Here is a 21,737-nt window from a genome sequence, read left to right as displayed (position 1 = left end):
ACGTTTACACAGGGAGTGACCATGCCGCATTTCGCTTATCGGGAGGGCCACGCGCTGCCAGGGGTCAGTGGCATTGCGCTGCCCCAGGTGGACGGGGAGGTGTGGCGCGCCATCGACGCCGAGCGTCAGCGCCAGGTGCAGTCAATCGAGCTGATCGCCGCCGAAAACGTGGTCAGTCGTGCGGTGCTCGAGGCCCAAGGGTCGGTGCTGACCAACAAATATGCCGAGGGCTACCCAGGGCGTCGCTATTACGCCGGTTGCTGCAATGTCGATGCAATTGAAGAACTCGCCATCGATCGGGCCAGGCAGCTGTTCAGCTGTGCCTATGCCAACCTGCAACCCCATTCGGGCAGCCAAGCCAACCAGGCTGTGTTTCTGGCTCTGCTGGCGCCGGGGGACAAGATCCTGGGCCTGGACCTCAAGTCCGGTGGGCACCTGTCCCATGGTGCTGCGTTCAACTTGTCCGGGCGCTGGTTTCAGGCCCTCAGCTATGGGGTGCACTCGGTGACCCATAGGGTCGACATGGATCAGGTCGAGCAGATCGCCCGACAAGAACGCCCACGCCTGATCATCGCAGGGGCCTCGGCGTATTCACGGGCGCTGGATTTCGCCCGGTTTCGTGAGATTGCCGACGAGGTGGGGGCGTTCCTGATGGCCGACATCGCCCACGTCGCCGGGCTGGTCGCGGGTGGTGCGTATCCGTCTCCAGTGCCGTTCGCCCACGTCACCACCCTCAGCACCCACGCCACGTTGCGCGGTCCGCGTGGCGGGATGATCCTGTGCAATGAGCAGGCCATTGCGCAGAAGATCAATGCGGCTGTATTCCCCGGCCTACAGGGCGCGGCACTGATGCACACCGTAGCGGCCAAGGCCGTGGCGCTGGGTGAGGCATTGCAACCGGCCTTCGGCGCTTATGCCCACGCCGTGGTCGCCAATGCCCAGGCCTTGTGCGGCCGATTGGCTGAAGGTGGGCTGTTGGTCGTGTCGGGCGGCACCGACTGTCACTTGGGGGTGATTGACCTGCGGCCCTGGGGCTTGGTGGGGAATGTCGCCGAGCGTGCGTTGGAGGCAATCGGCATTACCGTGAACAAAAATGTCGTGCCCGGCGATGAGGTCAAGCCCACCGTGACGTCCGGCATTCGTCTCGGCAGTGCGGCGTGCACTTCGCGTGGCATGGGGGTCGATGAATTCAGGGAGATCGGCGACATGATTCTGGCCATGCTCGGTGGCTTGCGCAGCGGTGCCCTCGACGGCCGCACTGAACGCTCGATTCGTGAAGGCATCAGCGACCTGACCAAGCGTTTCAGGTTGCCGTATTAAACCGCCTGCGCTTTTTTGAAAAGGAATTCCAAATGCCCGGCATCATCCCCACCGGCCGTCTAGCGGCCACCCGCACGTCACGGTTCAGATTGTTCACCACCGCCAAGCCTCAACCCGTCATCGCGGTTGAATGCCCCAAGCTGCCCAGGTGTGCGCGGATGGCCGCCCAGGCCCAGCAGCTGCTGATGAACTATGCGCTGGGCCATTAGATTTTCAGGGCGTTGGCCAGGCGCAACATGGCGGCTTCGATTTCATACGCGGTCAGGGAGGAGTAGCCCAGCAGCCAGCCCTGTTGCTTCGGGTCGCCCGCGTACAAGCCGCTGAGGCCGGACAGTTGCACGCCGGCAGTGGCGGCCTGGCGGATGGTTTTTTCCTCGGACCATCCGGCTTTCAGCAAGCAGGGGATTTGCAACCCGCCCGGCGGCAGTTCGGCGGTGACCACCGTGCTCAAGTACTTGCCGATGGCATCGTGCATGATCGACCGGCGTCCGGCATACAGCTTGCGCATGGCCCGGACATGCGCGTTGTAATGGCCGTCTTCCATAAAACGCGCAAGCGTCAGTTGCAGCGTTTGCGGAGTGTGGCCGTCCATCATGCTGCGCGCATAGGCAAAGGGCTTGACCAGCTCGGAGGGCAGCACCATATACCCCATGCGCAGGCCGGGGTAGAGGGTCTTGCTGAACGTGCCGATGTAGAGCGTGCGCTGATACTTGTCCAGGCCCTGCACGCACGCCGTGGGTTGCCCGTCGTAATGGAACTCGCTGTCGTAGTCATCTTCGATGATCCACTTGCCTTTTTGCGCCGCCCAATTGATCAACTCAAGACGCCGCTCCAGCGGCAACGTCGCGCCGGTGGGGTATTGGTGCGAGGGCGTGACATACACGCAATTGGCGCCGCTGCGGTCGGCGTGCAGCAGGTCGGTGCGGATGCCCCGTTCATCGACATCAATGGGCAGCACCTTGGTTTCGGCGATTTCGAAGGCCTTGCGGGCGCCGTAATAGCCGGGGTTTTCCAGCAGAATCGGCTTGCCGGCGTCCACCAGCAACTGTGCGCACAGATACAACGCCTGACGCGTACTGCTCAATACCAGCACCTGGTCGGGGGAGCATTTGGCGCCGCGTTCGAGGTTCAGGTAGGTGGCAATCGCTTTGCGCAGGGGCTCGGCCCCTTGTGGATCGCCATGCAGCAGCACGTTCGCGCGATAGTCCTTCATGACCTGGCGCTGCAAACGCTCCCAGACATCCGTCGGGAAGCTGCGGGTTTCCGGCAGGCCGGTGGCGAATGCCTTGATGACTTGCTGATCGCGCACGCCGCCGGTGTCGAAGATCATCCGCCCGCGTTGGCTAAGTTCGGCGCCCGGTGCGGCGACGCTGCTCCTGACTTCCTGAGCCTTGAGGCGTCGGCGGCCGGCACCGCGCAATTCGACGCCCACCGTGTCGCAGACGTAACTGCCGGCGCCTTCGCGGCGCACGATAAACCCGTCCCGATGCAACTGCACATAGGCGTTCTCAACGGTGTCGCGGGCGCAGCCCAGTGACTTGGACAGCACCCGCGTGGCGGGCAGTTTCAAGCCGGGGCGGAGAGCGCCGTCGAGTATCAGCGCACGCAACGCACGCTGGATCCGCTGGTGCAAATCCAGCAGCTGAAACTCAGCGTCGTTGAGGCGCATCTTCAGGGTTTCCAGCTCGAAGGTCTTTGCCATGTGGTCTGCTCTCTTTCTATGAACTGGCAGGTAAAGGCAGGCCAGTTTATCCGTAGACTCTGGCCCTCGCCACCCCAGGCTTTACCTCGGTGATTACGCACAGGGCAAGCGTTCTTGAACAGGAGTTACTCAACCATGGCTCGGTCACACAACTTCAGCGCAGGCCCCACCGCGGTGCCGTTGGACGTCCTCACTCAGGCGCACGAGGAGTTTTTCGATTTTGCCAGCACCGGCATGTCCGTGATGGAAATCAGCCATCGTTCGCAGGTGTTCATGACGGTGGCCCGCGAGGCCGAACGGGACCTGCGCGATATCCTCGGGGTGCCGCCCGCCTACAAAGTGCTGTTCCTGCAAGGGGGCGCCTCGTTGCAGTTCGCTCAAGTGCCGATGAACCTGATAGGCGATAAAGGCACAGCGGATTACCTGCACACCGGCCTCTGGTCGGGCAAGGCGATCGAGGCTGCACGGCGCTACTGCGATGTGCGCGTGGTTGCCAGTACCCACGCGTCCGGTTTCGACCGCGTCCCCCACGCCTCGGAGTGGCGCCTTAACGCCGACGCCGCCTACTTGCACTACACCGAGAATGAGACGGTGCACGGCGTGCAGTTCATCGACACGCCCGCGAGCGACGCGCCGCTGGTGTGCGATGCATGTTCAAGCCTGCTGTCCAAGCCGATCGACATCGCCAGGCATGGGCTGGTGTATGCCGCCGCGCAGAAAAACATGGGCGTGGCCGGGTTGACGGTGGTCATCGTGGACCCGGCGTTGCTGGAGCGTTCCCATGCCTTTACCCCGGACATTCTCAACTACGCGCGCATCAGCGACGCGCAGTCGATGCTCAATACCCCGGCGACCTTCCCCTGGTACCTCACCGGCTTGACGCTCAAGTGGATCAAGCACAGCGGCGGTCTGCAGGCCCTGCATCAGCGCAACCAGACTAAGGCGGGAATGCTGTACCGCGCGATCGATGGGAGTGACGGGTTTTATCGCAACCCTGTGCAGTTACCGTATCGCTCCATCAACAACGTGCCCTTCCGGCTGGCCGAGGCGGTTCTGGAGAAGGCCTTTTTGCGGAGCGCCGAGCAGGCCGGCCTCAATGGCCTCAAAGGCCACGCCAGCGTCGGCGGCCTGCGCGCCAGCCTCTACAACGCCGTTTCAGTGCCGGCGGTCGAGGCGCTGTGCGATTTCATGAACGTGTTTGCGCGCGAGCATGGCTGAGCCGACCGCGCAAAGTGGTCTGGTCTGCTGCGTTAAAGCGTAGGGGTAAAACCTGCCATTCAACGGCTATAAATGACCGCTTACCAGCGACCGGATACATCGTCCAGCAAGGAGCCAAGACCTATGTCATCTACTCAATCCCTCTCGTCCCTGGGTCTGCGGGACCTGCTGCACCCGGTGGTTGCCGGGCTGATTTCGGTGATCGTCAATTACGGCGGCACCTTCATCCTGGTGTTTCAGGCCGCCAAGGTCGCAGGGCTCAGCCCTGAGTTGACGGCGTCGTGGGTTTGGTCGGTGTCGATCGGGGTAGGGGTGACCGGGCTGTTCCTCAGTTGGGTGAGCCGCGAACCGATCATCACCGCCTGGTCGACCCCGGCGGCGGCTTTTTTGATCGTCGCCTTGGCTACCACACCCTACGCCGAGGCCATCGGGGCGTACATGATTTCGGCTGCAGCGTTCGTGCTGCTGGGCGTGTCCGGCTACTTTGAAAAAGCCGTTCGCCTGACCCCGCCCGGTGTGGCTGCGGGCTTGTTGGGCGGCATCCTGCTGCAGTTCGGCATCGGTGCGTTCGCCAGCATGAGCGTCGACCCGTTATTGGTCGGGGTGTTGATCGGCGCCTACATCGTGTTCAAGCGCTTGAGTGCGCGCTATGCGGTGGTCGGCATTCTGGTGCTGGGGCTTGGCTTTCTGCTGATGCAGGGGCGCGTGGATTTCATGGGGCTGGCGCTGGAGTTTGCGACACCGGTGTTCACACGGCCTGAGTTCTCGGTCAATGCGTTGTTGAGCGTGGCGTTGCCGCTGTTTCTGATCACCCTCACGGGGCAGTATATGCCGGGCATGCTGGTGCTGCGCAATGACGGGTTCAACACCAGTGCCAACCCGATCCTCAGCGTGACCGGGCTGGGTTCTTTGCTGATGGCGCCGTTCGGTTCCCATGCCTTCAATATCGCGGCCATCACGGCCGCCATCTGCACTGGCAAGGAAGCGTCTGAAGATCCGTCCAAGCGCTGGATCGCAGGCGTGGCCGCGGGCATCTTCTACATCTTGGTGGGGATTTTCGGCGTGACCCTGGCGGCGGTGTTCATGGCCTTCCCGGCGACCTTCATTACCACCCTGGCCGGGCTGGCCCTGTTGGGCACCCTCGGCGCGAGCCTGGCCAATGCCATGGCAGACGTGAAATCGCGGGAAGCGTCGCTGATCACCTTTCTGGCCTGCGCGGCCAATATCACCCTGCTGGGCATCGGCGGCGCGTTCTGGGGCCTGGTCATCGGCCTAGCGGCCTACGCCGTGCTCAATGGGCAGTTGCCGCGTCGTGAAAAGGCTGCTGTCCCACAGGCCGAACCGGTTGCAGTGCCCACCAAAGGAGCGGCCAACTGATGCCTGATCAAACCGAAGACCTCAACATCCTGCATGCGCGCCATGGTCGTTACCCACAGGCCGACAGTGTCGAAGATTTTCGCCGCAACCTGGCCGCCGTGCAGCAACGCATTGTCGAGGCGTGCCGTCGGGTAGGGCGGGACCCGGCCGGTGTGCGCTTGCTGCCGGTCAGCAAAACCTTTGATGAAGCTCATCTGCGTCTGGCCTATGCCGCCGGTTGCCGCCTGCTGGGCGAGAACAAGGTGCAGGAAGCACAGCGCAAGTGGGAAGCCATGACCGACCTGCAAGACCTGCAATGGTCGGTGATCGGCCATTTACAGACCAACAAGGCCAAGCAGGTCGCACGCTTCGCCAGCGAGTTCCAGGCCCTGGACAGCCTGCGGGTGGCCGAGGCGCTGGACCGTCGCCTGCGCATTGAAGGTCGGCAGATGGACGTGTTCGTCCAGGTCAATACCTCCGGCGAAGCCAGCAAGTACGGGCTGGCGCCCGATGACGTGGCGGCTTTCCTGGAGGCTATGCCAGCGTTCCCGACACTGCGGGTTCGCGGGTTGATGACGCTGGCGCTGTTCTCGGCTGACGCGGTGCGGGTGCGCCCATGCTTCGTCCGGCTGCGTGAATTGCGCGACCGCTTGCGTCATTGCGCCCCTGATGGGGTGTCGCTGCAAGAGCTGTCGATGGGCATGTCGGGTGACTTTGAAATCGCCATTGAAGAGGGCGCGACCGTGGTGCGCGTCGGACAGGCGATCTTCGGTGCCCGAGCCATGCCGGATGCGTACTACTGGCCGACCGCCGATGCCCGCCCCCTCAGTGAAGACACGTTGTTGTCGATCACTCCCAGCCGTTGATCCCCCTCTACAGGAAGGCCCGCAATGTCCGCTGCACCCGCTTACCTCATGCACACCTCAGCCCGACAACCGGTTTCGTTCAGCCGAGGCCAGGGCGCCTCGTTGTGGGACACCGAGGGTGTTGAATACCTGGATGCCATCGCCGGTGTGGCGGTGGCGAGCCTGGGGCATGCCAACCCCGAAATTGCCGCGGCCATCGCCGAACAGGCCACGGTGTTACTGCACACGACCAACCTGTTCCGTATCCCATGGCAGGAGCAATTGGGCGAACGACTGTGCCTGCTCTCGGGCATGCAACGGGCGTTTTTCTGCAACTCCGGAGCGGAGGCCAACGAAGCGGCGCTCAAACTGGCCCGCCTGCACGCCAACGCTCGGCAGGTGACCCAGCCGCAAGTGTTGGTGATGGATAACAGTTTTCACGGGCGCACCCTGGCCACCCTCGCCGCTACCGGCAACCCCGCCGTGCATCGCGGCTTCGAGCCCCTGATGCCGGGCTTTGTGCGAGTGCCTTACGACAACATCGAGGCGATTCGCCAGGTCGCGGCGCAGTCACCCGATATCGTTGCGGTGCTCGTCGAGCCGGTGCAGGGTGAGGGAGGCGTGCACGCCGCCTCTGCCGGCTACCTGCAGGCCCTGCGCCAACTGTGTGATGAACACGACTGGCTGATGATGATCGATGAAGTGCAGACCGGGCTGGGCCGCACCGGTACCTGGTTTGGCTTTGAGCATGCGGGCATCGAGCCGGACGTCATTACCCTGGCCAAAGCGCTGGGCAACGGTTTCCCCATCGGCGCGTGCCTGGCGCGGGGCAAGGCCGCCGAGCTGTTTTCCCCCGGCCACCATGCGTCCACGTTCGGCGGTAACCCGTTGGCGTGCCGCGTGGGCTGCACAGTGCTCGACATCATGCAGCGCGATCACATCCCGCAACGGGCTGCCGCCTCGGGCCGCCGCTTGTTGGCGGCCTTGAAGCTGGCGCTGGGCAACCATCCTGAGGTGGTGTCCGTTCGCGGCATCGGCTTGATGATCGGCATTGAACTCAATGGCCCGTGCGCCGAACTGGTCGGCCGGGCCCGTGAAGAACAACGTCTGCTGATCACCGTCACACGGGGCACCACCGTGCGCCTGTTGCCGCCGCTGATCTGCGATGACGCACAGATCGACGACATCGCCGCGCGCATCACGCGCCTGCTGTCACCCGCCGCTTGAATTCTTGACCAAGGACACTTTGCACATGTACGACTCGACGCTGACCCTCAACGCTTTCGACCCTGAGCTGTATGAATCGATTCACAACGAAGAGCATCGCCAGGAAGATCATATCGAGCTGATCGCCTCGGAAAACTATGCCAGCCCGCTGGTGATGAAAACCCAGAGCACGGTGCTCACCAACAAGTACGCCGAAGGCTACCCTGGCAAGCGCTATTACAGCGGCTGCGAATACGTCGATGTGGCCGAGCGGCTGGCCATCAAGCGGGTCAAGGCCCTGTTCGACTGCGACTACGCTAACGTGCAACCCCATGCGGGCGCCCAGGCCAACGCGGCGGTCTTTCTGGCACTGATCAACCCCGGCGATACGGTGATGGGCATGAACCTGGCCCAGGGCGGTCACCTGACCCACGGCAACCCGGCCAACTTTTCGGGGCGTCACTACACCATCGTGCCTTACGGACTGGACCCGAAAACCGGCTTTCTTGACTATGATGAGATGGAGCGAATCGCACTGCAGACACGCCCCAAAATGTTGATCGGTGGTTTTTCCGCGTATTCGCGGCACAAGGACTGGGCACGCATGCGCAGCATTGCCGACAAGGTAGGGGCTATCTTCTGGGTCGATATGGCCCACGTTGCCGGGCTGGTCGCCGCGGGCGAATACCCGGACCCGCTTCCCCATGCGCATGTGGTCACCAGCACCACGCACAAAACCCTGCGCGGGCCACGCGGCGGTTTGATTTTGTCCAAGGGACAGGATGAAGCCTTCTACAAAAAGCTCGATTCCGCTGTGTTTCCCGGCGTGCAGGGCGGGCCGCTGATGCACCAGATCGCGGCCAAGGCCGTGGCGTTCAAGGAAGCGCTTGCGCCGGAGTTCAGCATCTACCAGACCCAAGTGGTCATCAACGCCCGGGCCATGGCCGGGGTGTTGCAAAAGCGCGGGTACAAGATCGTCTCGGGCGGCACCGACAACCATATGATGCTGATCGACCTGTCCGACAAGCCCTACACCGGCAAGGAGGCCGACGCAGCCCTGAGCAGTGCCTATATCACAGCCAACAAAAACTCGGTGCCGAATGACCCGCGCTCACCGTTTGTGACATCCGGCCTTCGTATCGGTACCCCGGCGGTGACCACCCGCGGGTTTGGTTTGGAGGCCTGCGAGCAAGTGGCCGGCTGGTTGTGCGACGTACTGGACGCCCTGGAAAACGGAGGCAGCGAAAAGGTCGGGCACCACGTGCGCGAACAGGTTGTCGCGCTGTGCCGTCGTTTTCCGGTCTATCGCTGAGTCTGGCCCGGCCATTGCCTGATCGGGTGGTGGCCGGGTGTTCAACTGTTTTATCAGGCGATCCCCTTGGTCACACCCACGCGCCATTGATCAGGTAATTGCCCACAATCCGCGACTTGTACACTCGCGGATTGTGGTTCGCCAGCGTGCGCGCATTACGCCATAACCGATTTACCTCGCCGATTTCTACAGCCTGATTGGGCGTCCGTCGATTGATCCTGAGTTGATGATCCGCATGCTGATCGTCGGCTACTGCTATGGCATCCGCTCCGAACGGCGGTTGTGCGAAGATGCCCATCTGAACCTGGCCTATCGCTGGTTCTGCCGGTTGAGCCTTGAAGATAAAGTCCCCAATCACTCGACGTTTTCTAAAAATCGACACGGCCGTTAAGCCGCTATCCAGTAAGTAATAAAAAAAGCGAAGCCAGTGATCTGGCTTCGCTTTTTTGTGGGCGCTGTTAACTGAGTAAAGTGGTCACATTGGCCCGTGCCGAGTGCAGTTTCTTGTAGCTATCGATCAACCGCAGGTGTCTATCGAGCCCTTCCAGTTTGATGCTGGTCGGCGTCAAACCATGGAAGCGCACGCTGCCATCGACCGAGCCGATCACTGCATCCATTCGTTCGTTGCCAAACATCCGGCGGAAATTGGCCTCGTAGTCTTCCAGTGCCAGGTCTTCGTCCAGCTTCATCTCCAGCACCGCGTTGACGGCTTGGTAGAACAAGCCGCGCTCAACCGTGTTGTCGTTGTACTGCAGGAACATCTCCACTGCCTCTTTCGCCTCTTCAAATTGCTGCAAGGCGAGATAAATCAGCAGCTTCAACTCCAGGATCGTCAGCTGACCCCAGGCCGTATTGTCGTCAAATTCGATGCCGATCAGGGAGGTGATGTCGGTGTAGTCATCCAGCTCACTTTCCACCAGGCGCTCAACCAGCGCTTGCAGTTCGTCGTCGTCCAGGCGATGCAGGTTCAGGATATCGGCGCGGAAGAAAAGCGCTTTGTTGGTGTTATCCCAGATCAGGTCGTCCACGGGATAGATTTCCGAATAGTCCGGCACCAGGATGCGGCATGCCGTCGCGCCGATATGCTCGTAGACCGCCATGTACACTTCCTTGCCCATGCCTTCGAGAATGCCGAACAAGGTCGCGGCTTCTTCGGCATTCGAGTTTTCACCCTGGCCGGAGAAGTCCCACTCCACGAATTCGTAATCCGACTTGGCACTGAAGAAGCGCCACGACACCACGCCGCTGGAATCGATGAAGTGCTCGACGAAGTTATTCGGCTCGGTCACCGCATGGCCTTCAAACGTCGGCTGGGGCAAGTCGTTGAGGCCTTCGAAGCTGCGGCCCTGGAGCAGTTCGGTCAGGCTGCGCTCCAGCGCCACTTCCAGGCTCGGGTGCGCGCCGAACGAGGCGAACACACCGCCGGTACGCGGGTTCATCAACGTGACGCACATCACCGGGAATTCACCGCCCAGGGATGCATCCTTCACCAACACGGGGAACCCTTGCTCTTCCAGCGCCTGAATACCGGCCAGTATCCCGGGGTACTTCGCCAGCACATCGGCCGGCACATCCGGCAATGCAAATTCACCTTCGATGATTTCGCGTTTTACCGCGCGCTCGAAGATCTCCGACAGGCACTGCACCTGGGCTTCGGCCAGCGTGTTACCGGCACTCATGCCGTTGCTCAGGAAAAGGTTTTCAATCAGGTTGGACGGGAAATACACCACCTCGCCGTCCGACTGGCGCACGTACGGCAGCGAGCAGATGCCGCGCTCTTCATTGCCCGAGTTGGTATCGATCAGATGGGAACCACGTAACTCGCCGTCGCGGTTGTAAATCTTCAGGCAGTACTCGTCGAGAATTTCAGTTGGCAGCTCATCTTTACGGCCAGGCTTGAACCAGCGTTCGTCCGGGTAGTGTACGAACGGCGCGTTGGCGATCTCTTCGCCCCAGAACTGATCGTTGTAGAAGAAGTTGCAGTTGAGTCGCTCGATAAACTCGCCCAACGCCGACGCCAGCGCGCCTTCCTTGGTTGCGCCCTTGCCGTTGGTAAAACACATCGGCGAGTGCGCATCGCGGATATGCAGCGACCACACGTTGGGAACGATATTGCGCCACGAGGCGATTTCAATCTTCATGCCCAGGTCCGCCAGAATGGCCGACATATTGGCGATGGTCTGCTCCAGCGGCAGATCCTTGCCCGCAATATACGTGCTCGCCTCTGAGGTAGAAGCAGGCATCAGCAACGCTTGGGCATCGGCGTCGAGGTTTTCCACCTCTTCGATCACAAACTCAGGCCCGGCCTGGACCACTTTTTTCACGGTACACCGGTCGATGGAACGCAGGATGCCCTGGCGGTCCTTGTCGGAAATATCCGCCGGCAACTCGACCTGGATCTTGAAAATCTGGTTGTAGCGGTTTTCCGGATCAACAATGTTGTTTTGCGAAAGGCGGATGTTTTCGGTGGGAATACTGCGAGTGTCGCAGTACAGCTTCACGAAATAAGCCGCACACAACGCCGACGAAGCCAGGAAGTAGTCGAACGGACCCGGTGCCGAGCCATCGCCCTTGTAGCGGATAGGTTGATCGGCCACCACCGTGAAGTCGTCGAACTTGGCTTCAAGTCGAAGGTTGTCGAGAAAGTTGACCTTGATTTCCATGGGGGATTACCAGAATAACGGCTAGACGATTTGGCCGCCATTATCCGGCATTTCAGCTATAAGTCTTGCGGGCATCGTACTTATGTCCACACCGGCGATGGATGGATCAGTCGAGGATCAGATGTGGCAGAAACCGGCTCGAATCCTTGGTGATCAAACTGTTGTCTTCCCGCACGCCAATGCCGGCCGCTTGGTCGCCAATCACCCACGAGCCCACCAGCGTGTAGCTGTCGCCAAACTGCGGCAACGGTGCGAATTCCTGAAGGATAAACGGCGCGTCGGTGTAGGGGCCGTCCTCTTTTACGATCAGGCCCTCAGCGGTTTGCAACTCGATGTTGGCGCCTTCCCGCGAGAAGAACGGTTTGCGCACCCAGCCCTTGGGCACCGCTGTGTTCGGATTGGTATCCAGGTGGGCGGCGAGCAGGTTCGGGTGTCCTTTGTTGGAGTCCCATAGCAGCGGCAGGATGCCTTTGTTGGAAATGATGGATTTCCACGCGGGCTCGAAAAACTGCGTATCACTCTGGGCAATCGCTGCACCGAAGGGCTCGTGGAAGATGAACTCCCACGCATGCAGTTTGAACAGGTGAGGAATCCAGCGATCTTCCAGATCGACGAAACGTCCGTCAGCGGTGAGGCCGATGTCTTCGATGTCGATGTGGCGTGATTCTATTCCGACTTTTTCGGCGATCAGGCGCAGGTAATCGGTGGTGCCCTTGTCCTCGACTGAGTCTTTCATCGAGGCGAAATAGAAAGGCTGTTTAAGCTGTAGCTGGGCGAAGGCCTGATGCAGTTTGGTGTCAATGCTGTTGAACTGGTCGGCATGCTTGGGCAATAAGCCGCGTTCGATGCATTGCTCCAGCCAGCCCCACTGAAACGCTGCCGCTTCATAGAGGCTGGTCGGCGTGTCGTAGTTGAGTTCCAGCAATTTTGCCGGTCCGGTGCCGTTATACGAGAAGTCCATGCGCCCATAGAGGTGCGGGTGGCCTTCGAGCCATGAAGTCCGAATCATATCGAAGAACGGCGCAGGAATGCTCAGGCGCTCCAGCAACTCTTCGCTCTGAACCACCCGGGCTACCAGGTCCATGCACATCTCATGAATTTCGGTGGTCGGGTCTTCGAGATCGTTTTCGATCTGCTTGAGCGTGAACTGGTAATACGCGCTCTCGTCCCAATAGGGTTCGTCGTCGATGGTATGGAACAGAAAGCCGAGGCTTTCGGCGGTCTGTTTCCAGTCATGACGTTCTGCGCAGAGAATCTTTTTCATGGCCCGGTTTCCTTAACTGCTCGAACCGCCGCCGCCCCAGCCACTGCGTGCGCTGGCCTTGCTGCCGAAACCGCCACGGGAGGTGGACGAGGCAACCGACACCGGCTTGCTGGCGGAACGAATCGAATCGGCGTAGTTGCTGCTGCCGTACCTCGCCTGATTGGACTTGGTAAAGGTCGAGCCCTTGGCAATCCGCTGGCTGAGCGTGGAAGACGAGTAACCGCCGCGGTCATCGCGGTAGCGATACACCGGTTGCGAGAAAAAGCTGTTGCGGTTGTTGCTCAGCATGTTGCCGATCAGCAAACCGGTCAGCAGGCTGGTGCCGGAGAATCCGGAGCCTCCACTGTTCGCTTCCGAGGCGGGCAGTTGGGCCTTGGCCGCGTCCACTTGGGACTGCGTCACTTCGCCATCGGCGGTCAGTTCGAAACCGCCCAGTTTCGGGATGAACTTGCCGGTGGAATCTTGCTGGCACCAGTCTGCGACAAAGTCCGCGTCGCAATCGGCCTGATTGTCGTAGACCGGCGCAATGCGCCGATGCTCCGTCATGGCAGCCATGTAGGCGTCAGAGCAGACGTCTACCGGGAGTTTTTCATCGGCACATTGCTGGACGGACTGGAAGTTGTACTTCTTCTGCACCGGGTAGGTTTTTTCCGTCGGCCCGCAGCCGGATATCGCCATGGCGACCGAGGCGGCCAGCGACAGTTGAACGTACTTGCTTCGTTTCATCGGGAGCTCCCTGCGCGATCAGTTCGGGGTAGGGGTCATGCAGGCGGCGTTCAACATGCCGACGCTGATGGCCACGGCCGCGACATAGACACCCGCCGCGATTTCACCTTTCTTGATGCGTTCCGACGTGCCTTTCAAGACCAGGCTAGTCACCAGGAACGCCAGCAGTTGCACGACGGCGGCGATCAGCGACCAGACGACAAAGTCGAGCAGGCTGATCGAGTAGGCAATCACATTGCTGGCCGGTATCGCGAAACCGATGAGCGCACCGCCCAAAGCGATTGCGGCCGCGACGTTGCCCGAACGGATCAGTTCAAACTCCTTGTGCGGAGTGATTCGGGTGTAGATGAACTGGAACAGCGCGAACAGCACAGCGGCGCCGAGGATGTACGCAACAAACCCGAACACGGCGGCTTTGTTCAGGGAGATGGAGAGCGCTTCTAGCATGGAATTCTTCCTTATTTAAAAAGTGTTCAGGTCGGTGGTGTACAGCGAAATGCCCCGCGACGTGCTCAGGCTGATGGCACCTTCGGCATCTTCTTCGACGGAAAACAGCAGGAATTCACGGCGATCGGTCAGGCCGGTTTCGCGCGCGTACAGCATCGAACGGTGTTCAATGCTGTAGGACTCATCCGTGTTTTTCAGGTATTCGCTCAACGCTACCAGTTCTGTCTGGCCATCCTCGGTGCCCCATTCGCGGGTGTATTCGACGCCGTTGTGGGTGTAGGTCGGCAGACCGATAAGGCTTTGCGGGCCGGCCAACCGACTCAACTCCGCCTCGCTGCTGATGGTCACGTAACTGAGGTAGTTGAACAGGATCACCGACTCGACCTGCCCGGCGATGGCGCCGGTGGTGTGCACTTGCAGCCAGTAATCTTCGTCGTTCATGTAATAGCGTGACAGCCAGGTCGACTGCCCGAGATCAACAGTGCCAGCGCTCCAGATCTGTTGGGCGCCAGGGATCACCACTGTGGTGTTACCGTCGAGCAACAACTTCAGGGTGGTGTCGAACATCACCTCTTTACCCAATGCCAGGCCCAGCGGACCGATGGCGGGCAGGGTTTCGTTGGTTGTCCATTTCGATTCCGTATTCGCTTTCGGGGCCTCAAGCCCCATCAACTGTTTAAACCATCCCATTGGAGATTTCCTTGAGGCGAGTGGAGGCGATGTAGAAGAGTTCACCGCCCTCAACGCGAGTGGCGCCGGGCGGGTTGATCGAAGGGTGTCGGGCGCCTTTGGCGCGGTACCCTATAAGGGTCGCGTTGTGATGCTCTTTCATCTGTGCATACAGATCGCCGAATGTTGCTTCAAAAGCCTCGGGCAGTTTCATCAGGTACTGGGTGGCGCCTTGACCCACGCACAGCAATTCATTGATGACTACTGACGAGCCCGGATCCTGAGAGGCGCGCACCAACATCTCGATGGCCATGCTTGAGGTGCACTCCAGGCTGGGCGCGTAGGCGCTGGCGAGCGCGGCGATTTCACTGTCATTGAAGTGGGCGACCACATGCCCGACAGGGCTCAGTTGATTGATCGCCAGCACGGTGGCCAGGGACAGATCGTCTGAATGGGTTCGCACCAGGACGCGCTCGGCACCGGGAACGCCGGCACGCAGCAAAAGTGCGGCAGAGGACAGACTTTCGCCTTTGATAAAGTCTGCTTTGCCCGGCATGGGGTTTTCTTCGAGGTCGCTATCGCAAATGACGATCAAGTTGTCATTGGACGTTTCGTCCTGCAGCAGTAATTCAATGACTCGCTCGCTGGACGCACCTTCCCAGCCGATGAGAACGGTGTGACCGACCTTGCCGGTGAAATCACCTTTGCCCTTCATGCTTTTTCTCCATACATCAATGACGCTGCTGGTGGTTTTGCCGATGGCTGCCGTCAGCAGCGCAATGCCCCCGAGCATGACCCAGGTAGCCACGAAAACCCGTCCCGCCGAGGTTTGGGGAGCAAGATCGCCGTAACCTACCGTCAGCGTGGTGGTGAGGTAGAAATAGGTAAACGTGGCGGGGGCGGTGAGGTGTTGTTCGCCCAGAAGCACCAGGCCGAGCCAGGCCGTGCTCAGGTGGATGCCCAAGGCAATCGCCAGTCCCGCCCAGCCGAAACGGTGGAAGAAGGACGAGGCATACACGCGTAATAAAAGAAAAATAGACATGACGTCCCTGACTCCGTGGGATGACTCGTTCCTGGCAATGCGCAGGCCCGAACTCCTGAACGTTCAATTGCCTTTACCGGGCGGCATTAAACCTGTTGCCGGGCGTCGAGAGAAGTACCTTGGCCGCAATAAATCCGGCGAATGCCCCAGCGATATGGCCTTCGAAGGAAACCCCCTGGCGTGGAAGGAAGCCAAACACCAAGCCGCCATACAGTAGGGCGACGACCGCGGCCGTGATCAGGTTACCCCAACTGTGCTGGAACCAGGCGCGCGACAGAATGTACGCCCACAGCCCGAACACCCATCCGCTGGCACCGATGTGCATCCCGGAAAACCCGAACAGCCAGACCAGCAAGCCGCCCAGGCCAATGATGATCGCGCTCACGGCGATGAAGCGATTGAGCCCATCGACAATGACCAACGTGCCGAGGATCAAAAAGGGAATCAGGTTGGCGCTCAGGTGCGCAAAGGACGCGTGCAGAAAAGGCGAGGTAATGATGCCGAGCAGACCGTGCAATGTCCTTGGGGCCAGGCCAAATGCAACAAGGCTGTAGCCGGTCGCGGTGTTGAGTACTTGCAGCGCGACCATGAGGATTGCCAGGCCGGCAATTGTCTTGAAACCCTTCAGGGCATCCATCCTTGACCTCTACTCGACAAAAAAAGGAAGGGCAATGAATGCCCTTCCTGTTCAGCTTGCGCCCGGCCCGGTTACTCGGCTGATTTTTTCTTCAGCCGATCCAGGATTGCGTTGGCGCTGCCCGAATCCGGGGTAATGCCGGCTTCGCGCAGTTTGCGTTCCAGATCAGTACCGGTCGATGCATCGGCCAGTTGATCCTGGGCTTCCAGTTCAGCGGCGCGTTGCTGCTGCTTGGCCTGCAGGCGGTTCAGTGTACCGACGGCGGTTTCCAGCTTGCCGTTGGCGCCGCCACTGGCGATCGAAGCGCTGACCTGGGCTTTCTGTACGCTTTCGCGGGCCTTGGCCATGTCCACTTGCTGGCGCAGGCTTTTGATGCGGCTTTCGGCCTTGGTAATGTCTTTGCGCATGTTGTCCGCGTAACCGCCGAATTCGGTGGCCTGCTTTTGCTCGACATCAAGCTCATTGGTCAGGGTCGAAATGGCTTCGGCCACTTCCAACGCCAGGTCTTCGCGGTTGGCCTGGATCGCGGCCATGGCCTTGGATTCGAGGTCCTTGATCTTGGCGTTGTGCTCGGCCACACGATCAGCCGACAGCTTGTGCTTGGCCATGATGGTGACCAACTCACGCTTGGCATTGGCCAGGGCGCTGTCAGCATCGCGGATTTCCTGGTCGAGGATGCGCAGGGCCTGTTGATCGACGATTGATTCGCCGACTTCATTGGCACCGCCACGCAGCGCGGTGAACAATTTGCTCCAGATGGACTGAGTCATTGGATATTTCCTGTTCCCGAAAAATTAGATGAAGAAACGTTCAAAGGCTTCGCTGGCGCGCTGGACGTTGTCGACAAGGGTTTTGACCTCGGTCACGACGTTGGTCAGGCTGGAGTCGGAGCTCAGTGCGCCGAACATGTTGTAAACGATCTGCCCGTTGGGCATGGACTCGATACCGATCGAGGACAGCGGGAACATTTCCCGGCTGCGCAGAACGGCATCGTTGAATGCCGGTACGTCGTTGATGGACTCGACATCAACCAGAACGGTATCCACGATGACCTGATCGCCAACCACGGCGATGTAAATCGGCAAGCCACCGAAATCGTTCATTTCCAGCTTGATGCTGGAATCGGAGCCTTGAACGAGGGAGAGGGTGATGTCGTTCGAAACCACTTCGTCGAGGGCCTGAAGGGCACTGTAGAGGCGATCGATGTTCCAGTTGTTACCTGCGCTCATGTAATTCTCCGACATGAATGAGCCAGCCAGGATCGGTTGGCGTAGCTGTTTCTCCATCTGCTTGAGCAGGCTTCGGTTTTCGGGAAGCACCCAAGTCTCGTGTTTCACATAACCGGCGGCACCCAGGCCCGCGCGCATCTGCTTCATGTAGAAGCTCGACGGTTTTTTCGCGGACGGTTTCGAGCGCTCTCCCTTGCTGCTCGCGGTATCGGTATCAGGCTCGGCAGGCGGACCTGATGGAGAGCGGCTTTTCATACTGGTGACTCCGTTGTGAAATCTCACGCGTGAGAAACACTACAGTGATTTTTTACACCTCTCAATAGCTCACGCGTGAGATTTTTAGCGACCGGAAACGCAAAGGCCCACAACGCGAAAGCGCGGCGGGCCTTTTGTTTATCGAGTTGTTTCAGGGGGCGTTAGCGACTGGCCGCGAGAAATTCGTCGGTGGACACCACGCTGGCGTAGGCAAAACCCAGGGCCGACATGAAGGCGGCATGAACGTGGGCTGCCGGAACGGTGACGCCGTTGAACTCCAGATCACGGGAGGCACAGGCGTCGTGGATCACCGTGACGGTATAGCCCATATCGGCAGCCGCGCGAGTGATGCCGTCGACACACATGTGGCTCATGCTGCCGACGACGACCAGTTCCTTGATGCCTTGCTCGTCGAGGATTGACTGTAGTTCGGTTTTGCGGAACGAGTTGACGAAGTGTTTGAGCACGACCGGTTCGTCGGCGCGGTTGAGGACTTTAGGGTGCAGCTTCGCGCCCTCGGAGCCTGGAGTGAAAAAGGGCGCTTCGTCGGAGGTGAATTCGTGGCGGATGTGCACCACCGAATCACCGGCATCGCGGAAAGCTTTGAGCAGACGAACGGCGTTGCCCGCGGCGGCGTCGGCGCCGACCAGCGGCCACTTGCCTTGGGGGAAGTAGTCGTTTTGGATATCGACTACGATGAGTGCGTGCTTGGCCATGACTGTTTCCTCGAAATGCTTGTTGGTGTGGAATGAAGTATTGGGTCTGGCAGGCCGTCCGAGGATTGGCCGCACCGACAATAGAAGGGGGAAAACTGACAATGGACGCAGAAAGGGCAATCGCCGAGTTGGGCGTGCTGATCTATCCCGGTGCGCAGATGGCGGCGGTGCATGGATTGACGGACTTGTTCGGGGTGGCGAACCGGATTGCCGCCGAGCATCAGGCGGCGCAGTTGCCGTTGCTGCGGGTCAGCCATTGGCAGGTTGATGGCGATCAGGCGCCCAAGCGGGTTTACGACAGTCATCCCGCTCCGGACGGCGCGTTGGTGGCGGTGTTGATCCCGCCGTCGATTGCCGGTTTTTCCGAAGGTCTGGCACCGCAGGGGCTCATTCGCTGGCTGCGTCAGCAACATGCCAATGGCGCGACACTCGGCGGGGTTTGTGTGGGGTCGATTCTGTTGGCCGAGAGCGGCCTGCTCGACGGCCGTAGCGCCACTACTCACTGGACCTCGGCCAAAGCCTTCGCCGAGCGTTATCCGGCGATCAAGCTCAAGGCTGACACTCCCATCGTTGACGACGGCGACCTGATCACGACCGCCGGGCTGATGGCCTGGTCCGAACTGGGCTTGCGCCTGGTCAACCGTCTGCTGGGGCCAAGCATCGCCATTGGTACCGCGCGGTTTTTGGTGGTGGAACACAGCGACAGCGCAAGTGAATGCGGCAGCAATTTTTCGCCCATTCTTAGCCATGGAGATGCTTCGATTCTCAAGGTCCAGCATTGGCTGCAGAGCACCGGAGCGACCGATGTGTCGGTGGCGACGATGGCCGAGCGGGCCGGGCTGGAAGAGCGCACGTTCCTGCGTCGATTTCGTGTGGCAACCGGACTCAAATCCACTGAGTACTGCCAGCACCTGCGAGTCGGCAAGGCCCGGGAAATGCTCGAGTTCACCAACGGCACCATCGATCACATTGCCTGGACGGTGGGTTATCAGGATCCGAGTGCCTTTCGGGCGACGTTCAAGAAGATTACCGGGTTGGCGCCAAGTGAATACCGGACACGGTTTGGGGTGGGAGCTAGTCAGGGATGAGCGTCAGTCGTGCAAAATGCCAGAGTTGTATCCCTTGTCGTGCAGAATCAAGCAGGCACGGTGCCATCACGTTTTTCGCAACTGGCTGATTTGAAAAACGTTTGTCTTCGGCCCTCCTTGGCCTGATCTCTGCACCCCTTTAACTACATTCAACAAGCGCAGATTGAAGGGGGACGCATGACCCCAGCAAATCGCAAGAAACTGGTGGTGGCCCATTCCGTGCGCCCCGAGGCTCCGTTGCACGAAGTGGAAACCAATCGTGCGCTGGCCCGTTGGCTGGCACAGATCCTGGGGCTTAATTACGGCGGCAGTTACGACCCGGAGCTGCACAACGGTCGAGACCTTTATCTGTTGCCGACCCAGACGCTTGTTGGCGTCGCTGCCGCCCGGCAATTGTGCGTCAAGGGGCCGGAGGATTTGTGGGGCGGTTATGTCGACCATGATTTCATCTGCACCAAAGCCATCAGTCACGGGTTGCGCAACAAAAATGCTCACGCTCCGGAAGGCTGGTCACCGTTGTTTTCCGAACGTGTGCGCAGTGTGGTGCTCGACGGCCTCAGTGTTTTTTCCATGGACGATGCGCGTCCTGCGGCGGAGCATTTGCTCTACAGCGGGCCGATCCGCATCAAGCCGATTCATGCCTGCGCCGGACGCGGTCAGGAAGTGATCAAAAGCCTCGACCAGTTCGATGCCATCCTCGCCAGACCCGATGCCAAAGCGCTGTTCACTGAAGGCGTGGTGCTGGAGCAGGACCTGGACCAAGTGATCACCCACAGCGTCGGTCAGAGTTTTATCGGCGACACGGTGCTGAGTTATTGCGGTGATCAATACTTGACCGAAGACGGTCAGGGGGAGCAGGTTTATGGAGGGTCTAACCTGCTGGTAGTGCGGGGGCAATACGACGATTTGCTCGAATTGGAACTGCCGGACGATGTGCGGCTGGCGATCCGTCAGGCGCAAGTGTTCGACCGTGCCGCGGATGAGGCTTATCCCGGTTTCTACGCCTCGCGGCGCAACTACGACATCGCCCAAGGTGTGGACAGTAATGGCAAACAGCGCAGCGGCGTGCTCGAGCAGTCCTGGCGGATGGGCGGTGCCAGCAGTGCCGAAGTCGCCGCCTTGCAAAGCTTCGTCAACGACCCCGGGATGCGTGCTATTCGCGTGTCTTCGGTCGAGACCTACATCGACCAGCCGCTGCCGGCGGACGCCATCGAGGTGTATCGCGGGCCAGCGCAAAGCAGTGACTTTCTCCTCAAGTACGTAACGGTTAAATCCTATGACGGCTAGAAGCGAAACCATTCAAATCGACATCGACGATGAACAGATGATCGGGACCTTTCTCAGTCCCAAATCGAAAGTGCCCGGCGTGCTCTTTGTGCACGGTTGGGGCGGCAGTCAGGAGCGAGACCTGGAGCGGGCGAAAGGCATCGCCGGTTTGGGTTGCGTGTGCCTGACATTCGACTTGCGCGGGCATACCGGCGGGGCCGGTATTGCGCTGAGTCGAGTGACTCGCGAAGACAACCTGCGCGACCTGCTGGCGGCGTATGACCGCTTGCTCGCGCACCCGGCGCTCGATACATCGGCGATTGCCGTAGTCGGCACCAGTTATGGCGGTTATCTGGCCTCGATCCTGACGTCATTGCGTCCGGTGCGCTGGCTGGCGCTGCGGGTGCCGGCGCTGTATCGCGATGATCAATGGCACACGCCCAAACGTGACCTGGACAAGCTCGATTTACGTGATTACCGCCGCACGTTAGTCCGCGCCGACAGCAATCGTGCGCTGCATGCCTGTTCGCAATTCACCGGGGATGTGCTGCTGGTCGAATCGGAGACAGACGACCATGTGCCCCACGCAACCATCATGAGCTACCGCGCTGCCTGTCAGCAGACCCACTCGCTGACCCACCGGATTATCGACGGCGCTGATCACGCCTTGAGTGAGCCCGTTTCGCAACAGGCGTACACCTCGATCCTGGTGGGCTGGATCACCGAAATGGTGGTGGGCGAGCGGTTGAGCATTATTCAGTCATCGTAAAATTTTG

General features: G+C 60.1%; 21 protein-coding genes and 1 pseudogene. 11 read left to right on the top strand and 11 right to left on the bottom strand.

The window, feature by feature from the left end:
- Positions 1-21: 21 nt before the first annotated feature.
- Positions 22-1,320, top strand: a complete 1,299-nt coding sequence (locus QFX16_RS25950; RefSeq protein ID WP_283181866.1) for a serine hydroxymethyltransferase — start codon at positions 22-24, stop codon at positions 1,318-1,320.
- A 32-nt stretch (positions 1,321-1,352) separates the two neighbouring features.
- Entirely contained in the window at positions 1,353-1,529 is a 177-nt protein-coding gene (locus QFX16_RS25945; RefSeq protein ID WP_283181865.1) for a hypothetical protein, read from the top strand.
- On the opposite strand, the gene pdxR is transcribed toward QFX16_RS25945, so the two are convergent.
- The gene (gene pdxR, locus QFX16_RS25940) at positions 1,526-3,022 is read right to left on the bottom strand and encodes a MocR-like pyridoxine biosynthesis transcription factor PdxR (RefSeq protein WP_283181864.1); all 1,497 of its coding nucleotides are present in this window, start codon (positions 3,020-3,022) and stop codon (positions 1,526-1,528) included. The genes QFX16_RS25945 and pdxR overlap by 4 nt on opposite strands.
- Positions 3,023-3,157: 135 nt before the next feature.
- Here pdxR and serC point away from each other — a divergent pair, with 135 nt between their 5' ends.
- From serC to QFX16_RS25910, 6 genes and pseudogenes are all read left to right on the top strand, one after another.
- Positions 3,158-4,240: a 3-phosphoserine/phosphohydroxythreonine transaminase gene (gene serC / locus QFX16_RS25935; RefSeq protein WP_283181863.1), complete on the top strand. Its 1,083-nt coding sequence runs from the start codon at positions 3,158-3,160 to the stop codon at positions 4,238-4,240.
- Positions 4,241-4,363: 123 nt separating this feature from the next.
- Positions 4,364-5,617, top strand: coding sequence for a benzoate/H(+) symporter BenE family transporter (locus tag QFX16_RS25930; protein WP_283181862.1), 1,254 nt, complete (start codon positions 4,364-4,366; stop codon positions 5,615-5,617).
- A complete protein-coding gene (locus QFX16_RS25925; protein WP_283181861.1) occupies positions 5,617-6,462 on the top strand; it encodes a YggS family pyridoxal phosphate-dependent enzyme in 846 nt (281 codons plus the stop codon). The genes QFX16_RS25930 and QFX16_RS25925 overlap by 1 nt, the downstream gene beginning before the upstream one ends.
- Before the next feature lie 24 nt (positions 6,463-6,486).
- Positions 6,487-7,668, top strand: a complete 1,182-nt coding sequence (locus tag QFX16_RS25920; protein WP_283181860.1) for an aspartate aminotransferase family protein — start codon at positions 6,487-6,489, stop codon at positions 7,666-7,668.
- A 25-nt stretch (positions 7,669-7,693) separates the two neighbouring features.
- Positions 7,694-8,959 carry a serine hydroxymethyltransferase gene (gene glyA, locus QFX16_RS25915; protein WP_283181859.1) on the top strand — a complete coding sequence of 422 codons (1,266 nt, stop codon included), beginning with the start codon at positions 7,694-7,696 and terminating at the stop codon, positions 8,957-8,959.
- Between the two features lie 172 nt (positions 8,960-9,131).
- A pseudogene (locus QFX16_RS25910) lies at positions 9,132-9,347 on the top strand (transposase); the annotation flags it as partial.
- 70 nt (positions 9,348-9,417) lie between these two features.
- Here the strand turns inward: QFX16_RS25910 and QFX16_RS25905 are convergent.
- The 10 genes from QFX16_RS25905 to QFX16_RS25860 all read right to left on the bottom strand — a co-directional run bounded on the left by QFX16_RS25905 (position 9,418) and on the right by QFX16_RS25860 (position 18,607).
- The gene (locus QFX16_RS25905) at positions 9,418-11,622 is read right to left on the bottom strand and encodes an OsmC domain/YcaO domain-containing protein (RefSeq protein WP_283181858.1); all 2,205 of its coding nucleotides are present in this window, start codon (positions 11,620-11,622) and stop codon (positions 9,418-9,420) included.
- A 106-nt stretch (positions 11,623-11,728) separates the two neighbouring features.
- The gene (locus tag QFX16_RS25900; RefSeq protein WP_283181857.1) at positions 11,729-12,886 is read right to left on the bottom strand and encodes a glutathionylspermidine synthase family protein; all 1,158 of its coding nucleotides are present in this window, start codon (positions 12,884-12,886) and stop codon (positions 11,729-11,731) included.
- A 12-nt stretch (positions 12,887-12,898) separates the two neighbouring features.
- On the bottom strand, positions 12,899-13,612 hold the full coding sequence (locus tag QFX16_RS25895; protein WP_283181856.1) for a DUF1190 domain-containing protein: 714 nt from the start codon (positions 13,610-13,612) through the stop codon (positions 12,899-12,901).
- Between the two features lie 18 nt (positions 13,613-13,630).
- Entirely contained in the window at positions 13,631-14,059 is a 429-nt protein-coding gene (locus tag QFX16_RS25890) for a DUF350 domain-containing protein (protein WP_131062034.1), read from the bottom strand.
- Between the two features lie 15 nt (positions 14,060-14,074).
- A complete protein-coding gene (locus tag QFX16_RS25885) occupies positions 14,075-14,749 on the bottom strand; it encodes a DUF2491 family protein (protein WP_283181855.1) in 675 nt (224 codons plus the stop codon).
- Positions 14,736-15,770: an ion channel gene (locus tag QFX16_RS25880; RefSeq protein WP_283181854.1), complete on the bottom strand. Its 1,035-nt coding sequence runs from the start codon at positions 15,768-15,770 to the stop codon at positions 14,736-14,738. The genes QFX16_RS25885 and QFX16_RS25880 overlap by 14 nt, the downstream gene beginning before the upstream one ends.
- A gap of 73 nt (positions 15,771-15,843) precedes the next feature.
- A complete protein-coding gene (locus tag QFX16_RS25875) occupies positions 15,844-16,407 on the bottom strand; it encodes a rhomboid family intramembrane serine protease (protein WP_283181853.1) in 564 nt (187 codons plus the stop codon).
- 71 nt (positions 16,408-16,478) lie between these two features.
- A complete protein-coding gene (locus tag QFX16_RS25870; RefSeq protein ID WP_283181852.1) occupies positions 16,479-17,177 on the bottom strand; it encodes a PspA/IM30 family protein in 699 nt (232 codons plus the stop codon).
- A 24-nt stretch (positions 17,178-17,201) separates the two neighbouring features.
- Positions 17,202-17,891, bottom strand: coding sequence for a YjfI family protein (locus tag QFX16_RS25865; RefSeq protein ID WP_439900099.1), 690 nt, complete (start codon positions 17,889-17,891; stop codon positions 17,202-17,204).
- A gap of 161 nt (positions 17,892-18,052) precedes the next feature.
- Positions 18,053-18,607: a cysteine hydrolase family protein gene (locus tag QFX16_RS25860; protein WP_283181851.1), complete on the bottom strand. Its 555-nt coding sequence runs from the start codon at positions 18,605-18,607 to the stop codon at positions 18,053-18,055.
- Positions 18,608-18,708: 101 nt separating this feature from the next.
- Here QFX16_RS25860 and QFX16_RS25855 point away from each other — a divergent pair, with 101 nt between their 5' ends.
- The 3 genes from QFX16_RS25855 to QFX16_RS25845 all read left to right on the top strand — a co-directional run bounded on the left by QFX16_RS25855 (position 18,709) and on the right by QFX16_RS25845 (position 21,730).
- Complete coding sequence (locus tag QFX16_RS25855) at positions 18,709-19,695, top strand: GlxA family transcriptional regulator (protein WP_283181850.1); 987 nt, start codon at positions 18,709-18,711, stop codon at positions 19,693-19,695.
- A gap of 177 nt (positions 19,696-19,872) precedes the next feature.
- The gene (locus QFX16_RS25850) at positions 19,873-20,982 is read left to right on the top strand and encodes a DUF3182 family protein (protein ID WP_283181849.1); all 1,110 of its coding nucleotides are present in this window, start codon (positions 19,873-19,875) and stop codon (positions 20,980-20,982) included.
- The gene (locus QFX16_RS25845) at positions 20,972-21,730 is read left to right on the top strand and encodes an alpha/beta hydrolase family protein (protein ID WP_283181848.1); all 759 of its coding nucleotides are present in this window, start codon (positions 20,972-20,974) and stop codon (positions 21,728-21,730) included. The genes QFX16_RS25850 and QFX16_RS25845 overlap by 11 nt, the downstream gene beginning before the upstream one ends.
- Positions 21,731-21,737: the final 7 nt, after the last annotated feature.

It is taken from the genome of Pseudomonas svalbardensis (assembly GCF_030053115.1).
GTDB classification, from domain to species: Bacteria; Pseudomonadota; Gammaproteobacteria; order Pseudomonadales; family Pseudomonadaceae; genus Aquipseudomonas; species Aquipseudomonas svalbardensis.
Note: the sequence above shows the minus strand (reverse complement) of the source record. Positions and strands in the feature narration are given on the sequence as shown.